The organism is Catenibacterium mitsuokai (genome assembly GCF_025148785.1).
Lineage (GTDB): Bacteria > Bacillota_I > Bacilli_A > Erysipelotrichales > Coprobacillaceae > Catenibacterium > Catenibacterium mitsuoka.
The window spans coordinates 1,950,959-1,976,051 of record NZ_CP102271.1; the positions used below are offsets into that span (position 1 = coordinate 1,950,959).

The window sequence follows — 25,093 nt, forward strand, 5'->3', positions numbered from 1 at the left end:
TAGATGCTGTCGAAAGACAAAAGGAGAGAGAAAAATGGATAAGAAAACAAAAGAAATCATGAGTTTCGTATCTCATAGAATAAGAACTCAGAAGACAATGTTCATTCCTGTGTTTGCTATTTCCGCTTTCGCAATCGTGGGTTATACAGCTGCTGATAGAACAGCACCTGTTGTACATTCAAAAACAATTGAAGTTCCTTATGGAACTGTCTTAAAAGCTAGTGATTTTGCAATCTCTGATAATAGAGATAATACTGATACATTAAAAACAAAGATTCATGCTGATTCTTATGAAAAGAACCAGTTAGGAACATATGCTGTCAATGTGACAGTAAAGGATGCTTTCAATAACGAAACAACTAAGACTGTTAATGTTAAGGTTGTAGATAATGAAGCACCCGTTCTTGAATCTAGAAATGATGATGGATTTGTCATCAACGTTGAAGCCAATGGCAGCAACGATTTAAAACAGTACATCAAAGCAACTGATAATGTTGATGGTGATGTAACAGACTTCGTTAATTTTGATAAGGATTTAGATACAACTCAGTTAGGTGAACAGGTGATCAATGCTTCTGTTGAAGATAACATGGGTAATGTTGCTACTAAGACATTTACTTTCAATGTTGGTGATACATCTGCTCCTGAAATGAACTTAAAGAATGGTAACTTCGTAGTAAACTACGGTGATAACTTTGATATCAACAACTATGTTGAAGCAAAGGATAACTATGATATGAATCCTGTTTTAACTGTTGAAGGTGAAGTAGATACTAAGAAGTTAGATGGTACTCAGTCTCTTAAGGTAACTGCAACTGATGCAAGTGGTAATAAGACTGAAAATACTTATGATGTAACTGTAGCTGATATTGCTGCTCCTGCTATTACATTAAAGTCTAATGATATTAATGTGAAGTATGGTTCATCATTTGATGCAAAGTCAAACCTTGTTTCTGCCATCGATAATCTTGATGGTGATGTAACAAGCAAAGTAAATGTAAGTGGTTCTGTCAATACTTCTAAATCTGGAAGTTATACAGTTAACTATACAGTCACTGATAACGCTGGTAATACAGCTAATGCAAGTGCTAAGGTGAATGTATCTGCCGCTCCTTCAAGAGGTGGATACAATGCCGGTGGTACAAGTGTTAAGGGTGGACATAGCGGTGTTGTTGGAACTGGTTTATCTAAAGTAGGTTCTGCTTATGTATTTGGTGCTTCTGGACCAACAGCATTTGACTGTTCTGGATTCACTTCATGGGTATATAGACAGAATGGTAAATCATTACCAAGAACTGCTGCTGCTCAGTATAGTGGAACTACAAGAGTATCTAAGGATGGCTTAAGTGCTGGTGACTTAGTATTCTTTGCAGGAACTTATAAGTCAGGTATCTCACATGTAGGTATCTATATCGGTAATGGACAGTTTGTTCATGCTGCTAACTCAAGTACTGGTGTTACAGTATCTTCATTAAATAGCGGTTATTATGCATCTCATTATGCAGGTGCTGGTAGATAAGAAGATCGAAAGATCTTCTTTTTTTGTAAGGAGGCTGTATGAAAAAAGTATTAAAGGTAATTCTAGGAATCTTGTTAAGTATTGTATTAGTTATTTGTTTACTCTATGGTGCTTTTATCTATATGATTGAGTATCATGTAGCAACTGTAGATAAGAAGTCTTATAACGGATATGAAGTGATTATGCAGTCTGTAGGAAGTCCCCTCTTCTTCAGCAGTGCGGATGGACGTTTGCTTCTTAAAAAGAATGGAAAAACAATCAATAAGACTGACTTTGTATTATCAGATGATGGTGGAAGTATTCGTAAAGCAGTATGGAGTGTGAGCTGGTATAAGGATCATGTAAGTGTTGTAATAAGAGGATCTGAACAGGATGATATGCTTTACAGTCTTTATTATAACGGAAATACAAAAAATTCTATTATACCTAGTCAGGATGGTATAACAACTAAAGATGATATGGCTGGTCAGGATGCTGATGAGATCAGAAAAGAATTGAGGATGGTGGCTGATTATCTTCATTATGATGATATAAAATATGGTACCAGTGCAAAGGGATGGATGTATGCAGTTGTTTATAACAAAGATGGTGTCACACGACATTTAAATTATTATGAAACTCATGAGCATGAATATGCTTATGAGGAAACAAAGAATGGTACGACTATAGTATTAGGATTCTATAAAATAGAAAACGGCCAGGTCATAGATGAACATACTACAGCATGGCACTAAAAAAAGATTCCGGAAGGAATCTTTTTATAATAGTTCTTTAAGTTTTTCAATAGATTCTTCTGTAGTCGCCCAGCTTGTCGCAAAACGTACTACTGTATGTGTATCATCATACTTTTCCCAGAAACCATAGCGTACATGCTTTTCTAGTTCTTCTAGTTTCTTATTGTCTACAATAAAGAACTGCTGGTTTGTAGGAGAATCAATATAGAATTCATAACCCTTTTCTTTAAAGATTGTTTTAAGCTTTTCAGCCATATCAATCGCATGTCTTGAAATCTTGAAATAGAGATCATCTGTAAAAAGAACATCAAATTGAACACCATTTAAACGTCCTTTTGCAAGCAGTGCACCATGCTTCTTGATAAGGTTCACAAAGTGTGCTGGTGTATTCTTCTTAGTAAAAACAACTGCCTCACCACATAATGCCCCTACTTTAGTACCACCGATATAGAATACATCAGTAAGTTCTGCAATATCTTCTAGTGTTACATCAGTATCATAAGACATGAGGCCATAACCAAGTCTTGCACCATCTAAGAATAAAGGCAAGTTATAAGCATGACATACATCTGAGATTTCTTTTAATTCTTCTTTTGTATAAAGTGTGCCATATTCTGTAGGATGAGAAATATAAACCATACCTGGGAATACCATATGTTCATGATTGGCATCGTTATAGAATGTATCTACTAATTCTTTGACATCTGATGCTTTGAGTTTACCTAAGTATTGTGGAACAGTCATTACCTTATGTCCTGTATATTCAATAGCCCCTGCTTCATGAGCGGCCACATGTCCTGTCACTGCAGCGACAACACCTTCATAAGGCTTCAACATTGTATCAATGACTAACTGGTTAGTCTGTGTACCACCTGTAATAAAGTAAATATCAGCTTCTTCTTTACCACATGCTTTCGCAATCTTTTTTCTTGCAGATTCAGAATATACATCTACTCCATATCCTGACTGCTGATCCATATTTGTTTCAATAAATTTTTCTAGAATGGCAGGATGTGCCCCTTCTGTATAATCACTTTCAAATGATAACATCTTTATATCCTCCGTTTCATGTATTCTACACTATTTTAGAGGTGAATACAAATAATGAAAATAATTCAAAAATATGAAGTAATTCACCCTGATGAATGAGTATATATATGTATAAGCCACTTATTTCTTGTTTAGAATACTTTTACATAGAAAGATAAAGGAAACTCATTCCTCGAATAGTCAATTCATACTATTTTGTAGGAATAGGAACAGAACTATACTATAATAATCAAAAAGGAGTGATAGGATATGGAAAACAGAACAGTAATTATTAATGGTGTATCTTATACTTGTTTAACTGATGAAGAATACGAAGATTTGCAGACAGTAGCTGCTTATGAAGAAAGAAAAAAGAGTAAAGATTTTAAAACCATTAGCTTTGATGAATTCTTAAAAGACAGAGAAGAAAAGTATGGAGTTAAATTTTGATGTTGAAATCGAACCATACATTATAGAAATTATAGACAACATTGATTATTATAACTATATTAGATTCAGAAACTTCTCTATAGGAATCTTTCTAACCAAAGAATTACGAAAAGTCAAAGGAATAGTTGAGGCCAATCCACATATTGGCAAGAAGGTTCAAACAAACAAATATAAGTATGTTATGCCAACTACCAAAGCAGTCTTATATTATGAAATCATAGAAAATAGTGAAGACATCGTTTTCTATGAATACAAACCTTTCAAACAGAATAAAGACATGTAAAAAGATACCACGTGGGTATCTTTTATTCTGGTCTATGTACTTTATTTAATAATTCTTCTGTTACATCTTTGGCAGGTAATGTTTGATCAATATGTCCAATAGATAATAGTGCTTCTAAACGCAAATTCTTTGGGAAATGAAAGATATTTCTAATATAGTCCTCCGTTGAATCTTCTGTAGATGATACTCTATTTCTTCCCTGAATCCAGCAGCTGCCTAACCCTAGTGATGAGGCCATATAATGCATCGTCAAGATGACATTGCTGCAGTCTTCTATCCAGACATCTGTTTTATCTTCATCACCTAATACAATAATGCAGGCAGCTGCACCTTCTAACATCTGACTGCCTGCTTTTCTACATTGAGATAATTGTGTTAATAGTTCAGGATCAGTGACTACAATTAGTTCTTCTGGTTTAATATTACGCCCACTTGGTGCGAGTAAGCCTGCTTCTACAATTTGATCCAATAATTCTTTTTCTAATGATTCACCCGTATATTGTCTATAGCTTCTTCTTTGTTTCAAAAAGTCTAAAAAATCCATATAATCACCCTTTCTTTCTCCCATTATAACATATTGACATGTGTTGTGGTTTTTTTATAATGAGGGTAAAGGAGCGTGATAGTTATGCGTATGTTACGTACAATTGTATTAGATATTCTTATTTTCATTCTTGTGAATGTATTATGTTTTTCAATGCTTTGTCCAAGTATTATTAATAGTGCTATACAGAATGATGAAATTACCCAGGAAATGACCAACAAAGTAATGACTGTCATTAATCAATATACATATCGATTACCGCAGATTACAATCAATAAAATACAGGCTGATATTAGTCAATCTGAATCTATGGCCACTTTAACAACTAAATATAGTCAGGCTATTATTAAGCAGATGGCAACAGGTGAAGAAAATAAAGAAGATATGACACCTTATATCAATAACCTGGCACAGGAATGTTTTGAGATTGTAGAAAAGGATACAGATATCACAGTACCTAGTATATTAAAGACATCACTGACTCAATTGATTTCTTCTGGTTTAGTATCTCAGGGTATTGATCAATATGTAGATGAGTTTATTAGTAAACAGTCTCCTAAGAGATTAAAGATGATACAGATCTTCTATCAGTTAACACTTGATTCTAATCGTATGATTATGGCTGGTATACTTGTTGTATTATGCTTGATTCAGTTAATTATAGATAAACTATATGGATTAACTGCATTGGGTGTAACAGGTGTATTATCCGGACTAAGTGTGAGCTTTATAATGCCACTCGCAATTAGTGAAGTCGCTGGTTCTTATTTGAATCGTACAGTGATCTTTGATCCATCTATCTTAAGAACACCAGGAATGATGATATGTGGTATATCTGTTGTAGTAGTAATAATCGCACAATTAATTATGAGAAAAACAGCTAGAAATTAATCTAGCTGCTTTTTTATTGGAATAAATAATCCTTTAAATCATATTGTAAGACACGATAGAGGAACTTACCTCCTGTTGTTTGATATGTACGTAAGAGTGTACCATCGAGGGTATAAACACTCCAGCTCATCTGTATTCCACTATCTGCAATTAATTGTCCATGAAGTTCCTGTGAGCTAGAAACATAAGGTGAATAAGCAACTTGTATAGAACTTACTAGAGAGACAGTGCGCGCATTTTCATCTACCAAATATTTATAGTAATAAGATGTACCGCTCTTCATAGTAAAGAATGCATTGGTGTAATTTGTATCATTCTGCCATTTGTAATCACTTCTAGTACTACTATAACAGTAATTATTGTTGAACATATATAGGTAGTATTGCCCTTTAGGTAATGAATTGTTTTCTTCATAAGTGACATAATGTTGTCCTGCCTGCATAGAGAAATCACTTGTTTTTGTGAGTAATTGAGATTCATAACCTGTAGAGTCCCAGAATTGTTCTGAACCAATCATATAGTCTATAGATGGATTTGTATAGATGGTATTGAGTTTAATGATTGTAGATGTTTCTCTAGAACTGATAATAAGAGAGTTATTACCTACTAAAGCTAAAGAGTAGCAGGTCTATCCTGTTGTGACCTTTTCTTCCTCTGGTTTCTTTTCTGACCATATACTTGCTTAGATCCACTCCCTTAATGGCCTCGAGGAAAGAAAGAAGTTCATCAGTTGGCGTAATTTCATAGCCAAGACCTAGTGGCAAACACATCTGAATTGAGTTATAATATGTTATGTAGTTAGGTTCATTATTTAAACATTCATTCATAACCTAATTATATCAAAAAATGCGGCACTTCTCATTTATTTGAGATGTGTCGCATTTTTCTATTTTAGAAAACTGTCATTTATTTCGAGACAGCCTCCTAAAGTTTAATCCAAATGTCATGAAACTGTTTAGAAATATCTCTACCGCCATACATAATATGAACAATATTCACAACACCATTTACTTCATTCAACAAGTAAAACACCAGATAATTATCCACAGGCAAAACTCTTAATCCCATACTGTTCCAAGGTTCTTCTTCATATAATTTATATCTCATTGGCATAAATTCTAAAGAACGTATCTCTTCCATATTATGATTTATTTGTCTACTTGCAGCTTCCGGTTGACACAAATGATATGCTATGTATTGATAAATCTCTCTTATATCATGTCTTGCTACTATAGAGTAATCTATACGAAAAGTCATAGATTAAAGTCTCTTTTCATTTCTGCTTCAACTTCATCAGCTGAATAGACTCTTCCCGCTTTTATGTCAGCGATACCTTTTTCAATTTCTGCATCAAATTGTTCTTTAGTAAGAGACTGGTATTGTAGAGGCTCAGTTCTAGGTAATTTCATTTCAAAGGGAATACCCTTTTGCAATACAATCTGTTTTAAAAACATTCCTACTGCATTCGACATCGGAATACCAAGTTGTTGTAAAATATCTTCAGCCTGTTCCTTAAGTTCAGGTTCAACACGTGCAAACACATTTGCGGTTCTTGCCATAATGATTACCTCCTTTTCTATAGTTTAGCACTTTTTGCATGCTATTAGCAATCTTTTCGCATGCTAACAGCATATTTTTAAGTATAAAAAAAGACCTGCATTATGCAAGTCTTGTATCTATTCTCATACTGCTGTTAATAACTGAGGCTTTTTCGAAGAGGAGAAGCTTCTTTTTCTTTTCTACGCCAGAAGCATAGCCTTTTAAGTTACCCTTAGAACCTACGACACGGTGTGAAGGGATGATTAACGCAATATGATTATGACCAATAGCACCACCAACTGCCTGTGCTGACATTTCTTTCTTATTGCCATATTTCGCAATAGCTTTCGCAATATCACCATAAGTAATTGTTTCACCATAAGGGATATGCTGGATAATAGTCCAGATCATTCTCTGGAATGGTGTACCCTGCATCTTAATAGGTGGACAGAAGTTAGGAACGATTCCATCAAAATATAAGTTTAACCAAGCAATTGTCTGATCAAAGACGGGTAAATCTTGTTCAATAGGTTCCTTGAGGATATCTGCATAATATTTATCATCTTCAAACCATAAACCAATAAGTGATTCACCATCACTTGCCATAGTAATATTTCCAATAGGAGACTGGTATTTCTTAATATATTCCATTATTTTTACCTCCAAAAATAAACAAAAAAAGCATTAGCGTACGCAAAAAAGAATTTCTTTTTCTACGTATAGCTAATGCTTTGTGAATGACATGCTATAAAATATTCCTTTGTTGGTTGTATTGTAACACAATTATTTCACAAGGTCAATCTTAGACTTCATCTTCCTGCCTGATTTCATCTAAGTAAATCTTGTCATCTTCTACTATAAATCGCCAGTATTCAATAAATACTTCTTTATTATCCTGAGTGACTTCATTACCTTTGATCATTCTATCTCTCATCTTACCTTCTATATAAGACCAGAAGTAATCATCACCTACTTCTACAACCATTGTTTTAAGAAGTCTGATATCAGAGAGTTCATTACGTATACCTTCATACTCCCACCAGTTGAGTTTTGTTTTCCATTGACCATAAAGAGAGGAAGAAAGATGTTGTTTAAGAGTATCCATATCTTTATCACTCCATGCATTCTGTATAGCATAATAGTAGTGAGTAACCTCCCTGTTCATCTTCATTTCTTCAAAGAATGCGTTATTCTTTTCTTTTAATTCTTTTTTCATAGCCTTATGCATAGAGATAGCTTTATATCTGCGACGATATTTTTCAAAACATGAAAGACTATATGATCCAAGAATAAATAATATAACACTAGCAGCACGATCTTCATTTGAAGCTGGATGACTCTCAGAGTGAGGTGTATGACCACTTGAGGAACTGCCGCCGCCTCCACCGCCTCCTGATCCTCCTCCCCCGCCGCCAGCTCTAGCATAGACAGGAGAAACAGAAAAACATAATATACATACAATAAATAAACATCTTATTAATCTCTTCATAAATTCCTCCTAAGAAATAAAAAATAAAACTAATATCATGAATACCATGATACATACCAAAAAGCCAAAGATACATAGTAATAAGCCTAGCCACCAAATAAGTGTTCTTTCTTTTCTAGTAATAATAGAAAAGATGAGTCCTACAAAAGAAAATACAGGGCCAAGCAGAATGATATCTGTATAAGAATAAGGAGCATGGTTGGCACTATAGAAATAGATAAAAAATGCCGCAATAAATAATAAACCACAAATAAGTGGTATAGAGTTCATTTTTTTCATAGACAAAGTATATCATAAAAAAAGAATGATAAGAAATATATCTTATCACTCTTTAACAAGTCTTATTCGTACTTAGCGACGATCTTATCGTATTCACCGTTCTTCTTTAGGTTAGCTAAACCTTTGTTGAACTTCTTTAATAATTCTTTGTTTTCACCTTTTAATACTGCGAAACCATAATATGCTGGACTTTCTTTACCACAAGGAATATCGAAGTGTAACTGACCTGTCTTAACCATATATTTTAATACTGGATAGTCTTCAAAACATGCAGCTGCTTCACCAGATTTAACTTTTTCAAACATGAATGTTGATTCTTCTACAACTTCTAGTTTGAATCCATATTTATCTTTAATAGACTGAGCATATTTTAATCCTGCAGTCGATGTTTTAGCAACTACAGTTTTACCTTTTAAATCAGCATAACCTTTAATACCTGATTTTTTTGCAACACCCATTGAAACACCTGTTTCATAATACTGGTCTGAGAAATCATATTTTTGTTTTCTTTCATCATTGATTGACATACCTGCAATAACACCATCAGCTTCACCTGATTCTAGCGCTGTACATGCAGCATCAAAACCTAATGAGTTAATTTTAATCTTGAATTTCTGATCCTTAGCAATAGCTCTGATTAAGTCCATATCGACACCAACTAATTTACCAGAATCATCTTCCATTTCAAATGGAGGATATGTTTTATCAGTCGCAATAATATAAGTCTTTTCTTCGTTCTTGCTACTAGAATTTCCTCCACAACCTACTAATGAAACTGCCATTAAACCTGCTAATACAATAGCACCGAACTTCTTCATTTTCATAATCGTTTCCTCCCTTATATATCTACACTTATGTGTTGATACCTTATAATACTTTGTTTAAGAAATCTATCGTTCTTTGTTGCTGTGGATGATTGATAACATCATATGGATTACCCTGTTCTACAATATATCCACCATCCATGAATATAACTTTAGTTCCTACTTCTCTCGCAAAGCCCATTTCATGAGTGACAACAACCATTGTCATACCTTGACTTGCAAGATCTTTCATAACAGCTAATACTTCTCCAACCATTTCTGGATCAAGCGCACTAGTTGGTTCATCAAAAAGCATAATATCAGGCTTCATTGCGAGGGCTCTCGCAATAGCAACTCTTTGTTTCTGACCACCAGATAACTGAGCTGGATAGCTGTCTGCCTTATCTTTTAGACCAACACGTTCTAATAATTGATAAGCAGTTTGTTCTGCTTCTTCTTTTGTCATCTTCTTGAGTTCAACAGGTGCAAGCATAATATTTTCTTTGACTGTCATATGTGGGAAAAGATTGAAATGTTGGAATACCATTCCGATGTTTTCTCTTTTCTTATTGATATCAAGTTTAGGATCTGTGATATCTTCACCATCAATGACAACACTACCACTTGTAATATCTTCTAGACGGTTCAAACATCTTAAGAAAGTTGATTTACCTGATCCTGAAGGACCAATCAAGCAGATAACTTCTCCTTCATTAATCTCTAAAGAAATATCTTTTAAAACCTCTAAAGAACCAAAGTTCTTCTTTAAGTTTTTGACAGAGACTTTTTTATTTGCCATAAGATAACCTCTTTTCTACAACTTTTGATACCTGTGCAAGTACTGTACAGATAAATAAATAATAACAAGCCATAAAACAATAAATGACCATCATATGAGCTGACTGCGTTGCGGCAATTGTTTTACCAACGTTAGTCAATTCTGTTAGACCAATAACAGATAATAATGAAGTATCCTTAATAGAAATAATGAACTGGTTGATGATTGAAGGTAACATCGTTCTTAAAGCCTGTGGTAAGACAATCTTTTTCATTGTTTTACCATAAGTTAAGCCAAGTGATCTGGCTGCTTCAATCTGTCCTTTGTCTACTGCTTCAATACCACCTCTGACGATTTCTGCCATATAAGCACCGGCATTAAGTGATAAGGCAACAGTACCAGCAGTAAAAGTACCCCCGATATTTAACCATCTAAATCCTGTAGGTCTTAACATCTGTCCCAAGCCAAAATATATAATCAATATTTGTACAAGCATTGGTGTACCACGAATGATATAAATATAAAGGTTGGCGATTGCCTTTAATATCTTCATGATCACTGACTTACTTTTTAAAGTATTGACTAATCCAACAATGATTCCAATAATAGTCGCAGCTATTAATGATATGATTGATAATTCAATAGTAATCACTATAGCCTGATTGAATCGACTGGCAAAAAATCCTAAGTTATCAAAAAATCCTTTCACATGAATCCCCCTTTTCTTTTATGTTTATAAATTACACCAATTCTTAATATATGTCAAAGATTTTTTATCACTGTAAAAATAAATTATTAAATTGTACTAAAAAAAGAACAAAGTGAGACTTTGTTCCTTGATTAGGCATCAAAATGATGCTTTTTGAAATATTTATAGTAAATAATAAAGAGTAGTGAGGTCGTAAACCAAGTGACTGGATAAGAGACAACAACACCTTTAATAGTTGGATAGTGTGGTGAAATGAATGTGAGCCAGGCAATACGTAGTACACATATACCTAAGCATACTAATATCATTGGTTTAATTGATTCTCCACACCCTCTCATTGTTCCTGAGAATATTTCAACACAGCAATATAAGAAATAGAATGGCATTAAGAACAGCATCAAGCTATAACACTCTTCAATAATATGTGGATCTGATGAGAACAGTCTAGTGATATAACTGCCTGTTAAGCAGAGTATTGTACTGATTGAAATGGTCATAATGAAAGCCATAGCAAGGGCTGTTCTTGCCCCCTTTTTAATACGGTCATGAAGATGGGCTCCATAATTTTGGCCTGCGAAGGTGGTGATAGCTGCACCAATAGCCGCAATCATCATCCAGAACAATGCATCTATTTTTACATAAACTGACCATGAAGCGATTGTTCGTGTACCAAAAGCATTGATATGACTCTGTAAGACAATGTTTGAGATACTATACATTGTAGATTGGATACCCGCAGGAGCACCAATCATAATAATCTTCTTTAATACAGGTAGATGAAATTTCATTTTTGATAATGTAAGCTTGTAGACTTCATTTGTACGCATTAATTGAATAGTGACAAGTATGGCACAGACAAATTGTGCAATAACTGTCGCAATGGCTGCCCCAGCAATACCTTGATGGAAGATGACTACAAAGATAAAGTCGAATACAACATTCACAATACTACATACAATTAAGTAATAGAGTGGTCTTTTACTGTCACCTACTGCTCTTAAGATTCCTGCACCGATGTTGTAGATTGCACCTGGAATCATACATAAGAAGTAAAGCTGCATATAGAGAGTGGCATCATTCAATATATCATGTGGTGTACCAATAGCATCTAGACATTGATATGAGAAAAATAAGCCAAAAAGCATCATGATTATTCCACTGACAATTGCAAGGATATAAGAAGTATGCACTGCCTGATGGATTTTCTTATTATTTTGTGCACCATAGTATTGGGCGATGACTACGGAAGCACCTGTAGATAAGCCTACATAGAAATTAACAATTAAATTCGTTAAGTTTCCTGTTGAACCGACTGCAGCAAGTGCGCTTGTCCCACAAGCTTGTCCAACAATAATTGTATCAACAGTGTTATATAACTGTTGGAAAAAACTTCCTATAAGAATAGGAAAAAAGAAAAAAAGCAACTGTTTCCAGATAACTCCCTTAGTGAAATCTTGTGTCTGATTCATGTTATTCCCTCCTAAAAGATTAATACATGATATCATAGAAAGAGAATAAAAGATATCTTGTTGTTTACTCTTTTAATCAAAGAAAATTCACTTAAAATAGAAAGAGAGGTGAAGCCCATGATACTAGATATATCACAGGAAAATAAGTATACAGAGACTGAAAAAGAAGTGATTGATTATTTAATGAATCACTTGGATTTATTAGAAGAGTTGTCTATTAATGATCTTGCGAAAAAGACTTATACTTCTAATGCGACTATTATTAGATTATGCCGTAAGACAGGTTATAGTGGATATAAGGCTTTAAAGGTAGATTTAATTAAAGAAAGAGAAGCGAATAAATATATTGTAGAGAGTGTGGATTATACGACACCTTTTCAGTTTAATGAAACGACAGAAGAGATTATGAAGAATATGTTTTCTTTGTATCAGGAGAGTATTAAGCAGGTGTATTCAAGTCTAGATATAGATGTACTCAAGTCTATAGCACATGAGATTATTCATAAGAAACGTATCTTTTTGTTTAGTTATGGGGATACACAAACTACAGTGATTAATTTTACGAATAAGCTTGTAAAGGTGAATATATTCCCTACTCTTGCGACTCAATTTGGAGAAGAGAGACATATTTCTAAACGTATGAACAAGGATGATTATGCACTTATTATCAGTTATAGAGGACAGGAAAGACTTCTAGAGTGTGTACAGACATTGAGCAGGAATCATGTGAAAATTGGACTTATTACTGCGAATAAGAAGAATTCATTAATGGCTTATTGTGATGATTTGATTATGATTCCTGATTGTGAGAAAGAGAATAGAATTAGTACATTCTATTCACAATTAGCTTTTCAGTATGTGTTAAGTAATCTTTATGCGATTATTTATCATCAGGTGAATGATTGAACTTTTAGTTCACTCAATTCTATCAATAAACAAGAATAAGAGAACGTTTGTTTCTATACATATGAAAACTGTTTCATTGTAAGATGATTTGTGATAGAAATGAATCAGGTGATGAACGTGAATAAAGAAGATGTATTAAAGTTAGAGGAAGAATTAAGTTTTGATCATTTTGATGCAGAAGATGCGTATTGTATTGGGAATGAAATAGTAAAGAAAACAAGTAAACCAGTACGTATTAGAATCGTATTAGATGGAGATATTGTGTTCCAGTATTTGATGCCTGGCAAAAAGGGCGTAGAATGGCTCGATAGAAAGCAGAATACAGTGGAACGATATCACCATAGCACTTATTATGTGTTTCTAGATCAAGAAGAAAGACATGTATATGATGAGAATGATTCTACTATCGCAATATGTGGAGGAGGTTTTCCACTTTTTATAAAAGGTGAATTACGTGGATGTGTGATTGCATCAGGACTTGCCCATGATGAAGATCACCACTTAATTATAGATGTACTAGGAGGATATAAGAATGAAGGTATTTGCGACTGATTTAGATGGTACTTTAGTTCATAATAAAAAAGTAACAGAAACAGATAGAGAGGCCATTGCAGCTTTTCAAAAAGAGAATCTATTTGGTGTCTGTACAGGAAGACCACTGAGCTGTTTATATGATGTAGAGGGTATTCCTTTTGATTTCTATATTATGTGTACAGGTGCACTATTATTAGATAAGGATAGACATGTGATTGAGGAACACCTTTTAGATAAAGAACTTGTGAGGGATATATATAATCATTATAGAGACTACTCTAACATTATTGTACAGACAGAAAGTGAATCTCATTTCTATTTTACTGATTTTATTGATTTTCCTACTTTTACTATGATTAAGGATTTTGAAGAAATCAAGGATTCAAAGTTCTATAGTATTTCTTTAGTTTTTAATACCAATGAAGAAGCAGCAACATTTGTATCAGATGTGCATGATAGATACCCTATGGTATCTGGTTATCAGAATACGAATGTAATTGATATTGTATCAAAGGGTATTTCTAAAGGAACAGGTGTAAAGGCTATTAAAAAACATTTTAATGCGGATAAGATGCTTGGTATTGGTGATTCCTATAATGATTTACCTTTGTTTAAGGCAAGTGATTATAGTTTTACTTTCCATAGTTCTCCTGATAGTGTAAAGGAACAAGTCAATGAAGTAGTAAGCAGTGTCAGTGAAGCCATCTATAAAGTAATATAGGCAGAGACGGGTGTCTCTGCCTTATTTATTTCATTTCTTCTAATTGAATATTGGATACTTTAACTGATCCGTTCTGATAACGTAATACCTGGATCACTACTTTAGATTCAGAGTGTACTTTTCCTACTGTAAATACTAGTTCCCCTTTTGTATTTGTAGAATAAGACAACTTCTTATTACTATATTTACCATCATGTCCTTGAATCATAAGATCTACATTACAGCCATCGGATTCAATATCACAAGTAAGTTTATATGTCTTACCTGTTTCTACAGATACCTTCTGGGAGATTGTATCTGTATCACATCCTGAAGTAAGAATAGCTTTTCCTAATGAAATAGAAGCACTACCACCTAGTGTCCAATAAGAATTACCTTGTGTAAAGGTGCCATTATTTAATAATCCTGAAACAGGAATTTCTGGAATCTCTGGCTGATCTGGTGTGATTTCTTCTTTTCCTTCTTTTAAGACAATAGAATCCAAATAGACAGGATTGTTGTTTGATTGATATCTGACTACTTCAGCATATAATTCTACTTCCTTGATATGCTTTGCGGTAGTGAATGTAAGAGTCATTGTACCTGATTTATTGAATGTCTGATGAATATTTGTATAACGACCATTATAATCTCTGATACCAACATCAATATTAGTACCACTAGAAATGACATTAGCCGTTAATGTATATGTTTTGCCACCTTCTACACTGATTTTCTGTGATAATCCATCTGTATCTGAACCAGAAGCAAGCACAGCATGTCCGTTTTCAATAATAGTGCTTCCTGATAACTTCCAGTTCTTATCTCCTTCATCAAATTCACCATTAGCTACTAATTGAAAGACGTCTGGTTTTGGTGTAGGTGTAGGAATCACTGTAGAAGCTTTACCACTTGTTACCTTGATATTATCTACCTTAACAGGTGCGCCCTGCTGATAACGTAATACCTGTGCATAAGCCTCCATCTGCTGTGAAGAACCTGCATCTGTCACAAATGATACTTCTACATGTCCAGATTTATTAAATGTCTGAGATGAGTTGAATGTACCATTTTTCTTTCTTGCACCGATAGTTACTTCTGTACCATCTGTTTCAATATCAGCACTGATTGTATAAGTCATACGCTGTTTAATATCAATAAGCTGTGAGATGGTATCCGTTTTAGAACCTGAAGAAAGTACAGCTTTTTCGTTTAATACAGCGGCATCTCCAGATAGAGTCCAGGCTGTTTTACCTTCTGAGAAGTCACCATTAATAATATGATTGTATTTTTCCTGATCAATAAGTTCTGGGAATGAATCAATAGCCCAGCCATCATATGGGAATGATTCTTTTTGTGGGGTGTCACCTGATTCATGGTAAGGTTCAATCTTGACAGAATCGATTTCAAATACGGTTGTATCAAAGTCTGCTGTGCCTGTCCAACCTGTTTCACAGATACCATCTTTATCGGCATCAATACTTGTAGGGAACCATAAACCAATCCAAAAGCGTCCCGCATTGCTTGGAACCTGTGTTCTACTTGTACACATATAAATATCATCTACATAATAATCCACACGTTTTTCTTCTGTATCACTGCCTGTATGCCAGTCAAAGCGATATGTATGGAACTTTCCATCATCGACTGCATAAGGTAAATCTTCTTTCATACTATAGCCATTTTCTGTAGTGAATGTATTAAAGCGTGCTGCTTCAAATGAAGGTGTTTTATGCGTTGCATTGGCTGTAGGTAATTCAATGTCAATCTCATGATTGACGGCATAATATTGTCCTGTTTTACCTGATGCTTCATATTCTGGATCACCTGGATAGTACTCTTCATATTCAAATGTCCAGATAGCTGAGCAGGCACCTAGTTCTGGTGCAACTTTTGCGACGACTTCATAACTACCTGAAGAATAATAATTTCTAGTTGCAATAGCGGCTCCTGTACGAATACCTGTTGGCTGGTTATGTCCTTTTACGTTTCCTTTATATTTGTTTCCATGCCCTTCTAATTTTAATGTACCATTAGAAACAGATACGTTTTCAGGAACAACACCACCATTGTTTCCACCCCATGATTTATCCGCAATCAACCACTTATTTGTATCAAGTGTTGTACCACTGAAATCATCATAGAATACATCTGTTGTATTATTGGCTGCATAGACAGGAGCACTACAAATCATCGTGCTTGCTACTAAAGCCGCAAATATCTTTTTCCCTTTGTGTTTCATCTCTTTTCCTCCTATGAATAGTAATTTAATTGTATCATGAGATATTTTACTTCACAATCACGACACTACACTTTCATGCATGAAAGTAATAATATTCTATATAAGATAGTCTATGCACATACTAACTAACAATATATGTGGTACATAGTCATTACACAAAAAAATATTTGAACGCCTATAAATAGACTTTATGAGTGCCTTACTCAAAACATTTTTTTGATGAAAGTTGTATGATGTAGTTAAGGAGGAGATGCGTTATGTCTACTACAACAAACTACTTAATCGAACTTTACAGAAGTTTAATCATTAAGCGTGATGAATTGAAGAAACAAGTTGAAGAGAATCAAAAAGATAATTATCAAATATATGCTGATTCATATAAAGAATATTATAGTTTGATGGTTGAGTGTATCTTCCTTAAGAAAAGAATTGCCTATTGTCAGCGATGTAAGAATCATCATATCAAGATATATAAGGAAGAGTTAGAAGGCTATATGGATGCTGTGAAAGAAGATTATATGCATGAGTTAGAGGAACTAAGAACTCATAAGAAAATAGTGAAACAGCATCTAAGTGATGAAGATATGAAGCAGGCAAAGAAGATATTCAAAAGAATCATTAAAAGAATTGATCAAGACCATCCTTTATGGGAACGTGCTCTTAAATCCTATCGATATAATAACTTGAATGATTTAAAAGATATAGAAATGTTGGTGGATTATGATACCCAATCAATTAGAAAAAACTTAGATATGACCTATCTCACAACACAAATAGAAAGAATCAAAAAAGAAATAGAGTCTATTGAGAATAGAAAACCTAAAATAACAAAAGAGTATCTAGAAAAGAAAATCATGATATACAGATTGTATAAATATAACTTAGATAAACAATATTCCTGTTATGAAAAAGTTATGCATGCATGTTAGGAGGAAGCATTTATGGATCAAATGAAAGATATGATTTTAGAAGCAGTAGAAATGAATGGGATAGAGAATGTGGTTATGCCTTTAATGAATGAAATCTTTTTGTCTTTTACTGATATTGCAGGAACACGTTATGTAGATAACCAGGATGTATTTAAGAGACTAGAGAAGAATGACCCTCTTCTATTAGAAAGAGAAGCAGATAATGAATATGATAGTAATGCGATTAAGGTGCTTACAATAGATGGTGAAAAGCTTGGGTATATTCCTAAAAAGGATAATTGTATTTTTACTCGACTAATGGATGCAGGTAAGATACTTCACGCAAGAGTATACTCATGTTATGAGGCTGATTATTGTCATTGGCATGTTTCTATTAAAATCTGTATGATGGATTTCTAGTTATTCACAGAATAAAGAATATAATAAGTGATACATAGTCATTACATGATAATATCATGAATATAGCGATTGATTCCTTCTCTATGAGAAAAATCATATTGTTTATGTAATGTTTGGAAATAGTTTCTTATATTTTCTTCTATAATAGGTTCATGAGAAGGAATAGTTCCTTCATATCCTTTTCTAGCTGATATCCAAGGATCCTGTGTATGAGTGATTGTTTCTAATACTTTAGCGCTATAGAGACCATATGTATGAATAACTAAATCAATCACATGACATTCTTCTTCACTTAATGTATTCTCTAATTCTTCAAAGAGTACAAATCGATCATCATCAATAGGATTAAAACTGAACTGCTTGAATAAATGATAAACATCAGGATAGACAGGGCCATGAACCCATGCCTGTGAATGTTCTATAAACATAGGATGATCATATAAGGCATAAGAGGTTCCCTGAATTAAATAAAGAAGTTTTTGCAGCATCAATGGTGTAACTTCATTTAATCCTTTAAATAAATATGCGATAACCTGTCTCATCTTATCTGATAATACAAATAATTCTTGTAGATTACTCACTGCTTCTTGTGATTTCTTATAAGAAGCTGAAGTAATCTTATTTTTATTTTCCTGTAATTTCTTATCAAAATAATCAGGAGAAAGTAAAGTTTTTTTCATGATATTGGAATACTCAAGAGAAGGCACCTGCCCATCTAGATATCTTTTGATAGTCACTTCACCGAAGCCAAGAACTAAAGCGAGAGGTCCTTTCCCAATATCATATATCTTTAATAGTTTGTTGATATCTTCAATAGTAATTAGATTTTCCTTTTCTCTATACTGTGAATCTATTTCTTTAATATTTAAATCAAGTAGTCCTGGTACAGATATTTCTTCATTACATTCATTACACACTGCAACAGTAATCAAGAAAGTATATTCCTTATCTTTAATAACTTTTCTGATTTCCTGTTTTTTCAATGTGTAGGTTGTTTCTTTTCTACAATTTATACAATAATCTCTTCTTATTTCATTCATAATATTTTTCTCCTTATTTAAAATAATAGTGAAGCGGATATTTCTGCTCATGAAAGGATATAATAAACACAAAATCATCTGCAATCAAATTAAATTTTATATATAAATTGATTGCCTTGTAGTCTTCACCGAATCTCTCTAATGCTTTTATTTCTTTTCCAAAAATATACGCTCAATTTAAGAAAATTGTTGCTTTGAGTAATCTTATTCAGCGAATATACCATAACGATATTCGTAATATGCTTCCTTAAGTGAAATAGGCATAGGTGTAGCTCTTACCATTTCATTACTGAAAGCCTCAGTATCCATCATCATTCTTAGAATCTCAGATGCCATTTCCTTTCTCTTGAATGTATACTTAGCCTGCTTCTTAAGAAGCAGGAAATCTAGATAACCTTGTATGTATCTGGTGCCAACGCCTCTTGTTGTCTGTATCATTGAGCTTACTTCTGTCATCATCTCATTGACAGCTCCTAATGATTTACCATCATCAGTAAGATATCTCTTCTCTAAAGGAGATGTCTTTATCTTATTGTTTACTGCTTCAAGATAGTTGGCAAACTGCTGTATGCTTGCCTTTGAATCTGATATGAACTCTTCCACATCCTTAAAGTAGTCTTTATTCGCTTTATATTTATCGAATGACTCACTTCCAAGACCTGATACCTGCATCATCATATGATCATTTTCATCTGTAGCACAGACAATGGCAACCTTGTGATGAGATATTCCTCTATATGCAGCCTGTTTACCTCTTTTCTTTGAGTATCTAGGCATATTTTGAGGACGTGTTCCCTTTAGGTTTATACTTTTATACTGTGTATCTATTTCAACTTCACCAGATAATTTCTGATGACCCATGATTTCAGATGCTGCATGATAAAGTTTATGACGCATATAGAAGCAGGTCGTCTTGCTTGTCTCTAAGACTTGAGCCTCACCCTCTAGAGGCATTTTATATAGTTCCAGTTCAATGAAGTGAAGCCACTGGTCCAAAGTAAAATGAGACCAGTAGAATAAGGTGTTGGTTCTATCACTAAAAGACTTGTGACAGTCAAGACAGATATATCTCTGATGTCTGTTCTTATCTTTTCCATTCTTCTTGAAATGGACTGAACCACATATAGGGCATGCCTTATGAGATGGATCAATGTCTTCATCATCCTGTTCATATAATGATTCGATAAGTTTATTTACATAATCCTTATCCTTAGATCTTAAATAGTTTTTTACCTGGTTTTCAGTTATCATAGCACTCACCTGACCTTTTAAGATCATTTTACAACTGTTCGAGAAATGATGATTTGAGTTAGGTGGCTATAAAGTAGAAAAATAGGCGTTAAGTTAAATTTAATGATCTAGTAGCAACATTTTTCATAAACTTAGCGAAAATATATAATATTTCTTTTTCGAATCCTTTATGGTTATTCTTTCTCCTTTCAGAAAAATCATCAACCGTTAAACTCAAAAGTATCTCTTTAATCCTTGCTTCACTTAAAACATAATTTTCAAATAAATTTCTATTGTCACTTCTATTTTTATTTATCTCTATACGATACTTATCTTTTTCAACAGCCACTTTCACTCTATTCAAATATTTTTCAATTTCCATTCGTGTTATTTCCAATAATATCACGCCCTCCTTTTTTTGTGATACGTTTTTCTTTAATTTGTATCATCATTATACAATTCAACATCATATATAGTCAATGCAATTGAAAATATTATTACATTGACCGAGAGTAACTATCTACCGTTATGATAACCATAGGAGAATTTTGATATGAAGAAATGAGTGGCTTATTATTCTAGAGCGGATGAGAATTACTTTGGTGACACAAAGAAATATACAAAATCAGTGATGTAAATGCTGCAAAAAAGAAAAAATAAAGTATGCAAAAAAGTAGAACGCGGTTCTACTTTTTTACATGCTTTCTACCAGATGCATCTGGAATATTTAATTCTGAACGGTATTTTGCAACTGTTCTTCTAGATATTTCAATACCCTTATCTTTTAATAGATTAGTAATTTTCTGATCACTTAAAGGCTTTTTCTTATCTTCATTATCTATAACTTCTTTGATTTTTTCTTTGATAGAATCAACAGAGTTATCTTCTGTTCCCTTTGGAATAAGATCACTCAGAAGAATAAAGCCCTTATCACAATATATATATTTATCTTTGATGGCTCTACTGATTGTAGATTCATGTACTCCAAGCAGCATTGCGAGATCTTTTTGTAGTAATGGATGACAAGATCCTTGATTCATAAAAAAGTCTTGCTGGTAATCAAATAAGAAGACCGCAATATCATATATGAGATTCTTTCTTTGGCTAAGGCATTGTTGGAGCCAAGAAACTTGTCTTAATTTGGATTCTATATATTTCTTAGTTTCTTTGTTCTCATCAAGAGACAAATAGTTTGTATTAATGTTTATATCCTTATAAATCATAGGATTTAATTGAACTATACCATCCTTGATTATAATATCGGGTACAGGATAATTGACTTCAAGAGAAGAACTATAGTTACTTGCTGGACGCGGATCTAATGTAAGGATAATTTGTAGTAATTCTCTTACTTTATTTTGTGATATACCAAGTTTCTTGGAAACAGCATGGTAGTGACTTTTAGAAAGGTCTTCTAAACATTCATCTACAAGTATTTTTGTGAGATGAATATCTTTTGTTTCTTTGAGGCGCTCTAATTGAAGAAGGAGACATTCTTTTAATGTATCAGCACCAAGTCCAGGGGGATCTAGCTTGGATAATGTATCTTTAGCTTCTAAATACTCTTTTTCATCACACTTTAGATAAGTACAGATATCATTTATTGAGAGACGTAGATACCCATTATCATCTAATAATTCTACAAGAGATTCTACTAATTCTTTATTGTCTATATCCTTGTTTATCAACTGCCAATGAATAACTTCTTTTAATGTCGGTTCAGTTTTCCTAGATAAGCTATCAATATCAAATTCTTTTCCTATATCAGAAGTACTTTCTATCATATCATCAGTATCTATTAATGGATTTTCAAAAGAAATCTTCTCTATGTGGGCAAGAAGTTGTTGGACGTCCATCTGTAAGATCTGATTCTTTTCAATCTGTTTCTGATATATTTGATGTTTTTGACCTTGTTTAAGTTCAAGCTTCATCTAAGCCTATTGGCTCCTTAATAACTTTGTTCAATAATTCATACAATATAGATAATTCATAATTATCTATATGAATACGATATTTCTTTTCTACATCATGGAAAACAATTTTTGAGATACGATAGAATTCTTTTTGTGATGGATTTGTAGGTTCTTCTTCATCATCCGTATCATCTGCAGTCATTAGACGTTCAAACATAAATGCGATATGCATATAGAGATTTAATCTTATATGCCCTGACATTTCCAGCTTATAATAATCTTCATAACGATGAAGGATCATTTCTACATCCTGAATAACAACTGTAGGATTGAGGAACTGTAATCTGCTGACAATACCTTCAATTGTAAAGAATCTTACAAATTCATTCTTTAATGCTTCAAATTGTTCTGGTGTGACTACACTTCTTAATGCATTCCATAGGTTTTCTTCACCATGGCCATCTAATATATCATAAACACTCAGCCAAGGTGTAGAGATACCATCATGAAGAGGAGATGTTGTGAGAATCATAAGAGTTTGATTGAAATTCTTAGATTCATTTTCATCAAGTAGATCGAGGAGTTTCTTATATTCCATAGTCACAAAATCAAGACCACAGTCTCCTAAAGTCTTCTTCATGATTTCCTGTATCTTTTCCGCAATACCAACACCGGACATGCATGAAATAATTATATTCTTATCTTTAGATAAACCTTCAAAGAACTGAACATCAAAGCTATTAATCTTTTTAGTACTTTCTACAATCTGTTCAAATGAACCATGTCCCAACATCTTTAAACCAACATCTAGGGCTATAGCTGTAGAGACATTATTAATAATCAACAAATCACCGGATAAGTTATTCTTAATTTTTGAATACATACTTCTTAATGATCCAGTATCAACAAGTAAGATAAGTCCTTTACCCTTCGCAGAGTGAAGCAAGTAATCCTGTACCTTTTCGACAGTCTGATCAAGAGTTGTATCCATAGGCATATCAATACCTTCCATAATAAAGGTACCACACGCCTGATTGACAACCTTCGCAATACTAGATGCTGTTGTATCACCATGGGCTGCAATGAGACCATTTAATTCTAATGATTCACTGATATATTCATGAATAGCTAAGGCAAACAAGAATGCAAGATTATCTTCTAGCTGCAATTCATATTTCTTTAATTCAAGGATAATTCGACTTGCAACATAGAAAGCACGAGGGCATGATTGTTCAAAATAAGCTTTAAGCTTCCATTCCTGTTCCTTATCAATACACATTTGATTGAATGTTATATAAAGAATATATAATTCTTTACCACAGGAATCATTCATCTTGACACCATAACGAATCAATATATCCTTACAGATATGCATAAAAAAACGCTGTTCTGTAAAGTTGTTATGAGTAGGATGGATTTTTCTTAAAATAGCACGAAAGTTCAAATAAAGCTGGTCTATCTGCCCCCATGATGCAGTTTCTATCTTATGAAATAAATTCATGATTTCTGAATGATGTTCATCATAATATTCTTGATGAATACATTCTTTAGGTTGATTCCATGTAATAGATATTTCCATATTACGCTCAGCCTGAAATCCTGCTGTATTAACAGGTATATCTCCACCTGCATGAATAAGCTCTGCTTCAGAAATAAGAAGATTGTCTTTTTTGCCATGCTTGAAATAGGCTTCTGCACAACTGACCTGAATCAGATTTCTTAGTCTACCAATATTACCTGGGAACTTAGAGAAACACAACATTTTGACAGCCCCACTAGAAATAGTGAGGTTTTTCTTTATTTTAGATGCTTCTTCTTTATAGAATGTTTCAATGAGTTCTAGACGTTCCTGCAAAGGACGTTCAGTAATATTAGGAATAGTAATCTGTAATGTGATTCTTCTTCTAAATGTTTCTAATAAGACTTCTTGTGGGTTTTCTGTTGTCGCAAATATGAATCTCACATTTGAATGTCTCCATTTAGAATCACCAAGAGGTCGATATTGACCTGTATCCATAAATACAAATAGTTTTTCCTGGTTTTCAAATGATAAACGATGTACTTCATCTAAGAAAAGATAACCACCATCTGCTTCCTGTAATAATCCTGTTTTATCAGAATCAGCCCCTGTAAAGCTTCCTTTCTTATAACCAAGTAATGTAGCAGAAAGAAGTTCAGGGTTATTGGCATAGTCTGCACAGTTTAATACGACAAAAGGTGCTTTTTTATCAATACTGCCTGTTTGTAATGCATGACTATAAATAAGCTTTGCGATATAGCTTTTACCTACACCACTTTCACCAATAATAAGAATTGGAAGACCATTTGGTGGATAAGAAACAGATGCTTTACACATTTCTACTATTTTCTTATGACTTCCTGTAGCACCAATCATAGAATCAAATACTTCTGAATCTAATTCTTCTTCGACAGGTGCATTCTGTTCTTCTTTTTCTATATACCAGTAAGTCGGTCTTGTATCTGTTTTCTTTACTTTTCCCTCATCAAAAAGTTGATTTAAATAATGTGTCACAATCTGTCTGCTTAAATGAAGATTATCTGCAATTAAAGATGTAGGGATCTTTTCAGACTCATTTAAAGATTCCTTGAGTGACATATAAACCTTTTCTTTTACATCCATCATGATACCTCCTTACTCATAATTATACCTTGAAGATTTGAAG

General features: G+C 33.4%; 28 protein-coding genes. 10 read left to right on the forward strand and 18 right to left on the reverse strand.

Annotated features, from left to right (window positions below; translation table 11 throughout):
* Positions 1 to 34: 34 nt before the first annotated feature.
* Entirely contained in the window at positions 35 to 1,519 is a 1,485-nt protein-coding gene (locus NQ499_RS10130) for a C40 family peptidase (RefSeq protein WP_006504960.1), read from the forward strand.
* 38 nt (positions 1,520 to 1,557) lie between these two features.
* Positions 1,558 to 2,253, forward strand: a complete 696-nt coding sequence (locus tag NQ499_RS10135; protein WP_006504961.1) for a hypothetical protein — start codon at positions 1,558 to 1,560, stop codon at positions 2,251 to 2,253.
* Between the two features lie 24 nt (positions 2,254 to 2,277).
* On the opposite strand, the gene NQ499_RS10140 is transcribed toward NQ499_RS10135, so the two are convergent.
* On the reverse strand, positions 2,278 to 3,303 hold the full coding sequence (locus NQ499_RS10140) for a threonine aldolase family protein (protein WP_006504962.1): 1,026 nt from the start codon (positions 3,301 to 3,303) through the stop codon (positions 2,278 to 2,280).
* 249 nt (positions 3,304 to 3,552) lie between these two features.
* On the opposite strand from NQ499_RS10140, the gene NQ499_RS10145 reads away from it, so the two are divergent.
* The gene (locus NQ499_RS10145) at positions 3,553 to 3,732 is read left to right on the forward strand and encodes a hypothetical protein (RefSeq protein ID WP_006504963.1); all 180 of its coding nucleotides are present in this window, start codon (positions 3,553 to 3,555) and stop codon (positions 3,730 to 3,732) included.
* A complete protein-coding gene (locus NQ499_RS10150; protein WP_006504964.1) occupies positions 3,716 to 4,015 on the forward strand; it encodes a hypothetical protein in 300 nt (99 codons plus the stop codon). Before NQ499_RS10145 ends, NQ499_RS10150 begins: the two co-directional genes overlap by 17 nt.
* A gap of 22 nt (positions 4,016 to 4,037) precedes the next feature.
* Here NQ499_RS10150 and NQ499_RS10155 read toward each other — a convergent pair whose 3' ends face one another.
* Positions 4,038 to 4,559, reverse strand: a complete 522-nt coding sequence (locus tag NQ499_RS10155) for a nitroreductase family protein (RefSeq protein ID WP_040389682.1) — start codon at positions 4,557 to 4,559, stop codon at positions 4,038 to 4,040.
* Between the two features lie 84 nt (positions 4,560 to 4,643).
* Here NQ499_RS10155 and NQ499_RS10160 point away from each other — a divergent pair, with 84 nt between their 5' ends.
* Entirely contained in the window at positions 4,644 to 5,450 is an 807-nt protein-coding gene (locus tag NQ499_RS10160) for a hypothetical protein (RefSeq protein WP_040389683.1), read from the forward strand.
* 13 nt (positions 5,451 to 5,463) lie between these two features.
* Here the strand turns inward: NQ499_RS10160 and NQ499_RS10165 are convergent, their stop codons facing one another.
* The 10 genes from NQ499_RS10165 to NQ499_RS10210 all read right to left on the reverse strand — a co-directional run bounded on the left by NQ499_RS10165 (position 5,464) and on the right by NQ499_RS10210 (position 12,516).
* Positions 5,464 to 6,039, reverse strand: coding sequence for an aryl-sulfate sulfotransferase (locus NQ499_RS10165; RefSeq protein ID WP_081455798.1), 576 nt, complete (start codon positions 6,037 to 6,039; stop codon positions 5,464 to 5,466).
* 335 nt (positions 6,040 to 6,374) lie between these two features.
* Positions 6,375 to 6,707 carry a type II toxin-antitoxin system RelE/ParE family toxin gene (locus NQ499_RS10170; protein WP_006504969.1) on the reverse strand — a complete coding sequence of 111 codons (333 nt, stop codon included), beginning with the start codon at positions 6,705 to 6,707 and terminating at the stop codon, positions 6,375 to 6,377.
* The gene (locus tag NQ499_RS10175; RefSeq protein ID WP_006504970.1) at positions 6,704 to 7,009 is read right to left on the reverse strand and encodes a type II toxin-antitoxin system RelB/DinJ family antitoxin; all 306 of its coding nucleotides are present in this window, start codon (positions 7,007 to 7,009) and stop codon (positions 6,704 to 6,706) included. The genes NQ499_RS10170 and NQ499_RS10175 overlap by 4 nt, the downstream gene beginning before the upstream one ends.
* Before the next feature lie 100 nt (positions 7,010 to 7,109).
* Positions 7,110 to 7,640 carry a methylated-DNA--[protein]-cysteine S-methyltransferase gene (locus NQ499_RS10180; RefSeq protein WP_006504971.1) on the reverse strand — a complete coding sequence of 177 codons (531 nt, stop codon included), beginning with the start codon at positions 7,638 to 7,640 and terminating at the stop codon, positions 7,110 to 7,112.
* Between the two features lie 151 nt (positions 7,641 to 7,791).
* Positions 7,792 to 8,478 carry a Tim44 domain-containing protein gene (locus NQ499_RS10185; RefSeq protein WP_040389684.1) on the reverse strand — a complete coding sequence of 229 codons (687 nt, stop codon included), beginning with the start codon at positions 8,476 to 8,478 and terminating at the stop codon, positions 7,792 to 7,794.
* A gap of 9 nt (positions 8,479 to 8,487) precedes the next feature.
* Entirely contained in the window at positions 8,488 to 8,757 is a 270-nt protein-coding gene (locus NQ499_RS10190; protein ID WP_155812594.1) for a hypothetical protein, read from the reverse strand.
* A 62-nt stretch (positions 8,758 to 8,819) separates the two neighbouring features.
* Positions 8,820 to 9,581 carry a transporter substrate-binding domain-containing protein gene (locus NQ499_RS10195; RefSeq protein ID WP_006504975.1) on the reverse strand — a complete coding sequence of 254 codons (762 nt, stop codon included), beginning with the start codon at positions 9,579 to 9,581 and terminating at the stop codon, positions 8,820 to 8,822.
* Between the two features lie 43 nt (positions 9,582 to 9,624).
* A complete protein-coding gene (locus tag NQ499_RS10200; protein WP_006504976.1) occupies positions 9,625 to 10,359 on the reverse strand; it encodes an amino acid ABC transporter ATP-binding protein in 735 nt (244 codons plus the stop codon).
* Positions 10,349 to 11,047: an amino acid ABC transporter permease gene (locus NQ499_RS10205; RefSeq protein ID WP_006504977.1), complete on the reverse strand. Its 699-nt coding sequence runs from the start codon at positions 11,045 to 11,047 to the stop codon at positions 10,349 to 10,351. The genes NQ499_RS10200 and NQ499_RS10205 overlap by 11 nt, the downstream gene beginning before the upstream one ends.
* Before the next feature lie 131 nt (positions 11,048 to 11,178).
* The gene (locus tag NQ499_RS10210) at positions 11,179 to 12,516 is read right to left on the reverse strand and encodes an MATE family efflux transporter (protein ID WP_040389686.1); all 1,338 of its coding nucleotides are present in this window, start codon (positions 12,514 to 12,516) and stop codon (positions 11,179 to 11,181) included.
* Between the two features lie 117 nt (positions 12,517 to 12,633).
* Here NQ499_RS10210 and NQ499_RS10215 point away from each other — a divergent pair, with 117 nt between their 5' ends.
* The 3 genes from NQ499_RS10215 (at position 12,634) to NQ499_RS10225 (ending at position 14,677) form a co-directional block, all read left to right on the forward strand.
* Complete coding sequence (locus NQ499_RS10215; RefSeq protein WP_040389687.1) at positions 12,634 to 13,422, forward strand: MurR/RpiR family transcriptional regulator; 789 nt, start codon at positions 12,634 to 12,636, stop codon at positions 13,420 to 13,422.
* 117 nt (positions 13,423 to 13,539) lie between these two features.
* Positions 13,540 to 13,974, forward strand: coding sequence for a heme-binding protein (locus NQ499_RS10220; RefSeq protein ID WP_040389688.1), 435 nt, complete (start codon positions 13,540 to 13,542; stop codon positions 13,972 to 13,974).
* Positions 13,955 to 14,677 carry an HAD-IIB family hydrolase gene (locus tag NQ499_RS10225; RefSeq protein ID WP_006504981.1) on the forward strand — a complete coding sequence of 241 codons (723 nt, stop codon included), beginning with the start codon at positions 13,955 to 13,957 and terminating at the stop codon, positions 14,675 to 14,677. The genes NQ499_RS10220 and NQ499_RS10225 overlap by 20 nt, the downstream gene beginning before the upstream one ends.
* Before the next feature lie 25 nt (positions 14,678 to 14,702).
* Here NQ499_RS10225 and NQ499_RS10230 read toward each other — a convergent pair whose 3' ends face one another.
* Complete coding sequence (locus NQ499_RS10230; protein WP_006504982.1) at positions 14,703 to 16,898, reverse strand: family 16 glycosylhydrolase; 2,196 nt, start codon at positions 16,896 to 16,898, stop codon at positions 14,703 to 14,705.
* Between the two features lie 257 nt (positions 16,899 to 17,155).
* On the opposite strand from NQ499_RS10230, the gene NQ499_RS10235 reads away from it, so the two are divergent.
* Together NQ499_RS10235 and NQ499_RS10240 are read left to right on the forward strand one after the other, a co-directional pair.
* Positions 17,156 to 17,827 (forward strand): hypothetical protein, encoded by a 672-nt coding sequence (locus NQ499_RS10235; RefSeq protein WP_006504983.1) that lies wholly within the window; start codon positions 17,156 to 17,158, stop codon positions 17,825 to 17,827.
* 12 nt (positions 17,828 to 17,839) lie between these two features.
* A complete protein-coding gene (locus NQ499_RS10240; protein WP_006504984.1) occupies positions 17,840 to 18,226 on the forward strand; it encodes an HIRAN domain-containing protein in 387 nt (128 codons plus the stop codon).
* A 41-nt stretch (positions 18,227 to 18,267) separates the two neighbouring features.
* Here the strand turns inward: NQ499_RS10240 and NQ499_RS10245 are convergent, their stop codons facing one another.
* The 5 genes from NQ499_RS10245 to NQ499_RS10265 form a co-directional block, all read right to left on the reverse strand.
* Entirely contained in the window at positions 18,268 to 19,266 is a 999-nt protein-coding gene (locus NQ499_RS10245; RefSeq protein ID WP_006504985.1) for a type II toxin-antitoxin system antitoxin SocA domain-containing protein, read from the reverse strand.
* A 204-nt stretch (positions 19,267 to 19,470) separates the two neighbouring features.
* On the reverse strand, positions 19,471 to 20,517 hold the full coding sequence (locus NQ499_RS10250) for an IS1/IS1595 family N-terminal zinc-binding domain-containing protein (RefSeq protein WP_040389582.1): 1,047 nt from the start codon (positions 20,515 to 20,517) through the stop codon (positions 19,471 to 19,473).
* 88 nt (positions 20,518 to 20,605) lie between these two features.
* Positions 20,606 to 20,878 (reverse strand): hypothetical protein, encoded by a 273-nt coding sequence (locus tag NQ499_RS10255; protein ID WP_259848501.1) that lies wholly within the window; start codon positions 20,876 to 20,878, stop codon positions 20,606 to 20,608.
* A gap of 304 nt (positions 20,879 to 21,182) precedes the next feature.
* Positions 21,183 to 22,427 carry an RNA polymerase factor sigma-54 gene (rpoN, locus tag NQ499_RS10260; RefSeq protein WP_006506706.1) on the reverse strand — a complete coding sequence of 415 codons (1,245 nt, stop codon included), beginning with the start codon at positions 22,425 to 22,427 and terminating at the stop codon, positions 21,183 to 21,185.
* Entirely contained in the window at positions 22,417 to 25,050 is a 2,634-nt protein-coding gene (locus NQ499_RS10265) for a sigma 54-interacting transcriptional regulator (RefSeq protein ID WP_040390149.1), read from the reverse strand. The genes rpoN and NQ499_RS10265 overlap by 11 nt, the downstream gene beginning before the upstream one ends.
* Positions 25,051 to 25,093: the final 43 nt, after the last annotated feature.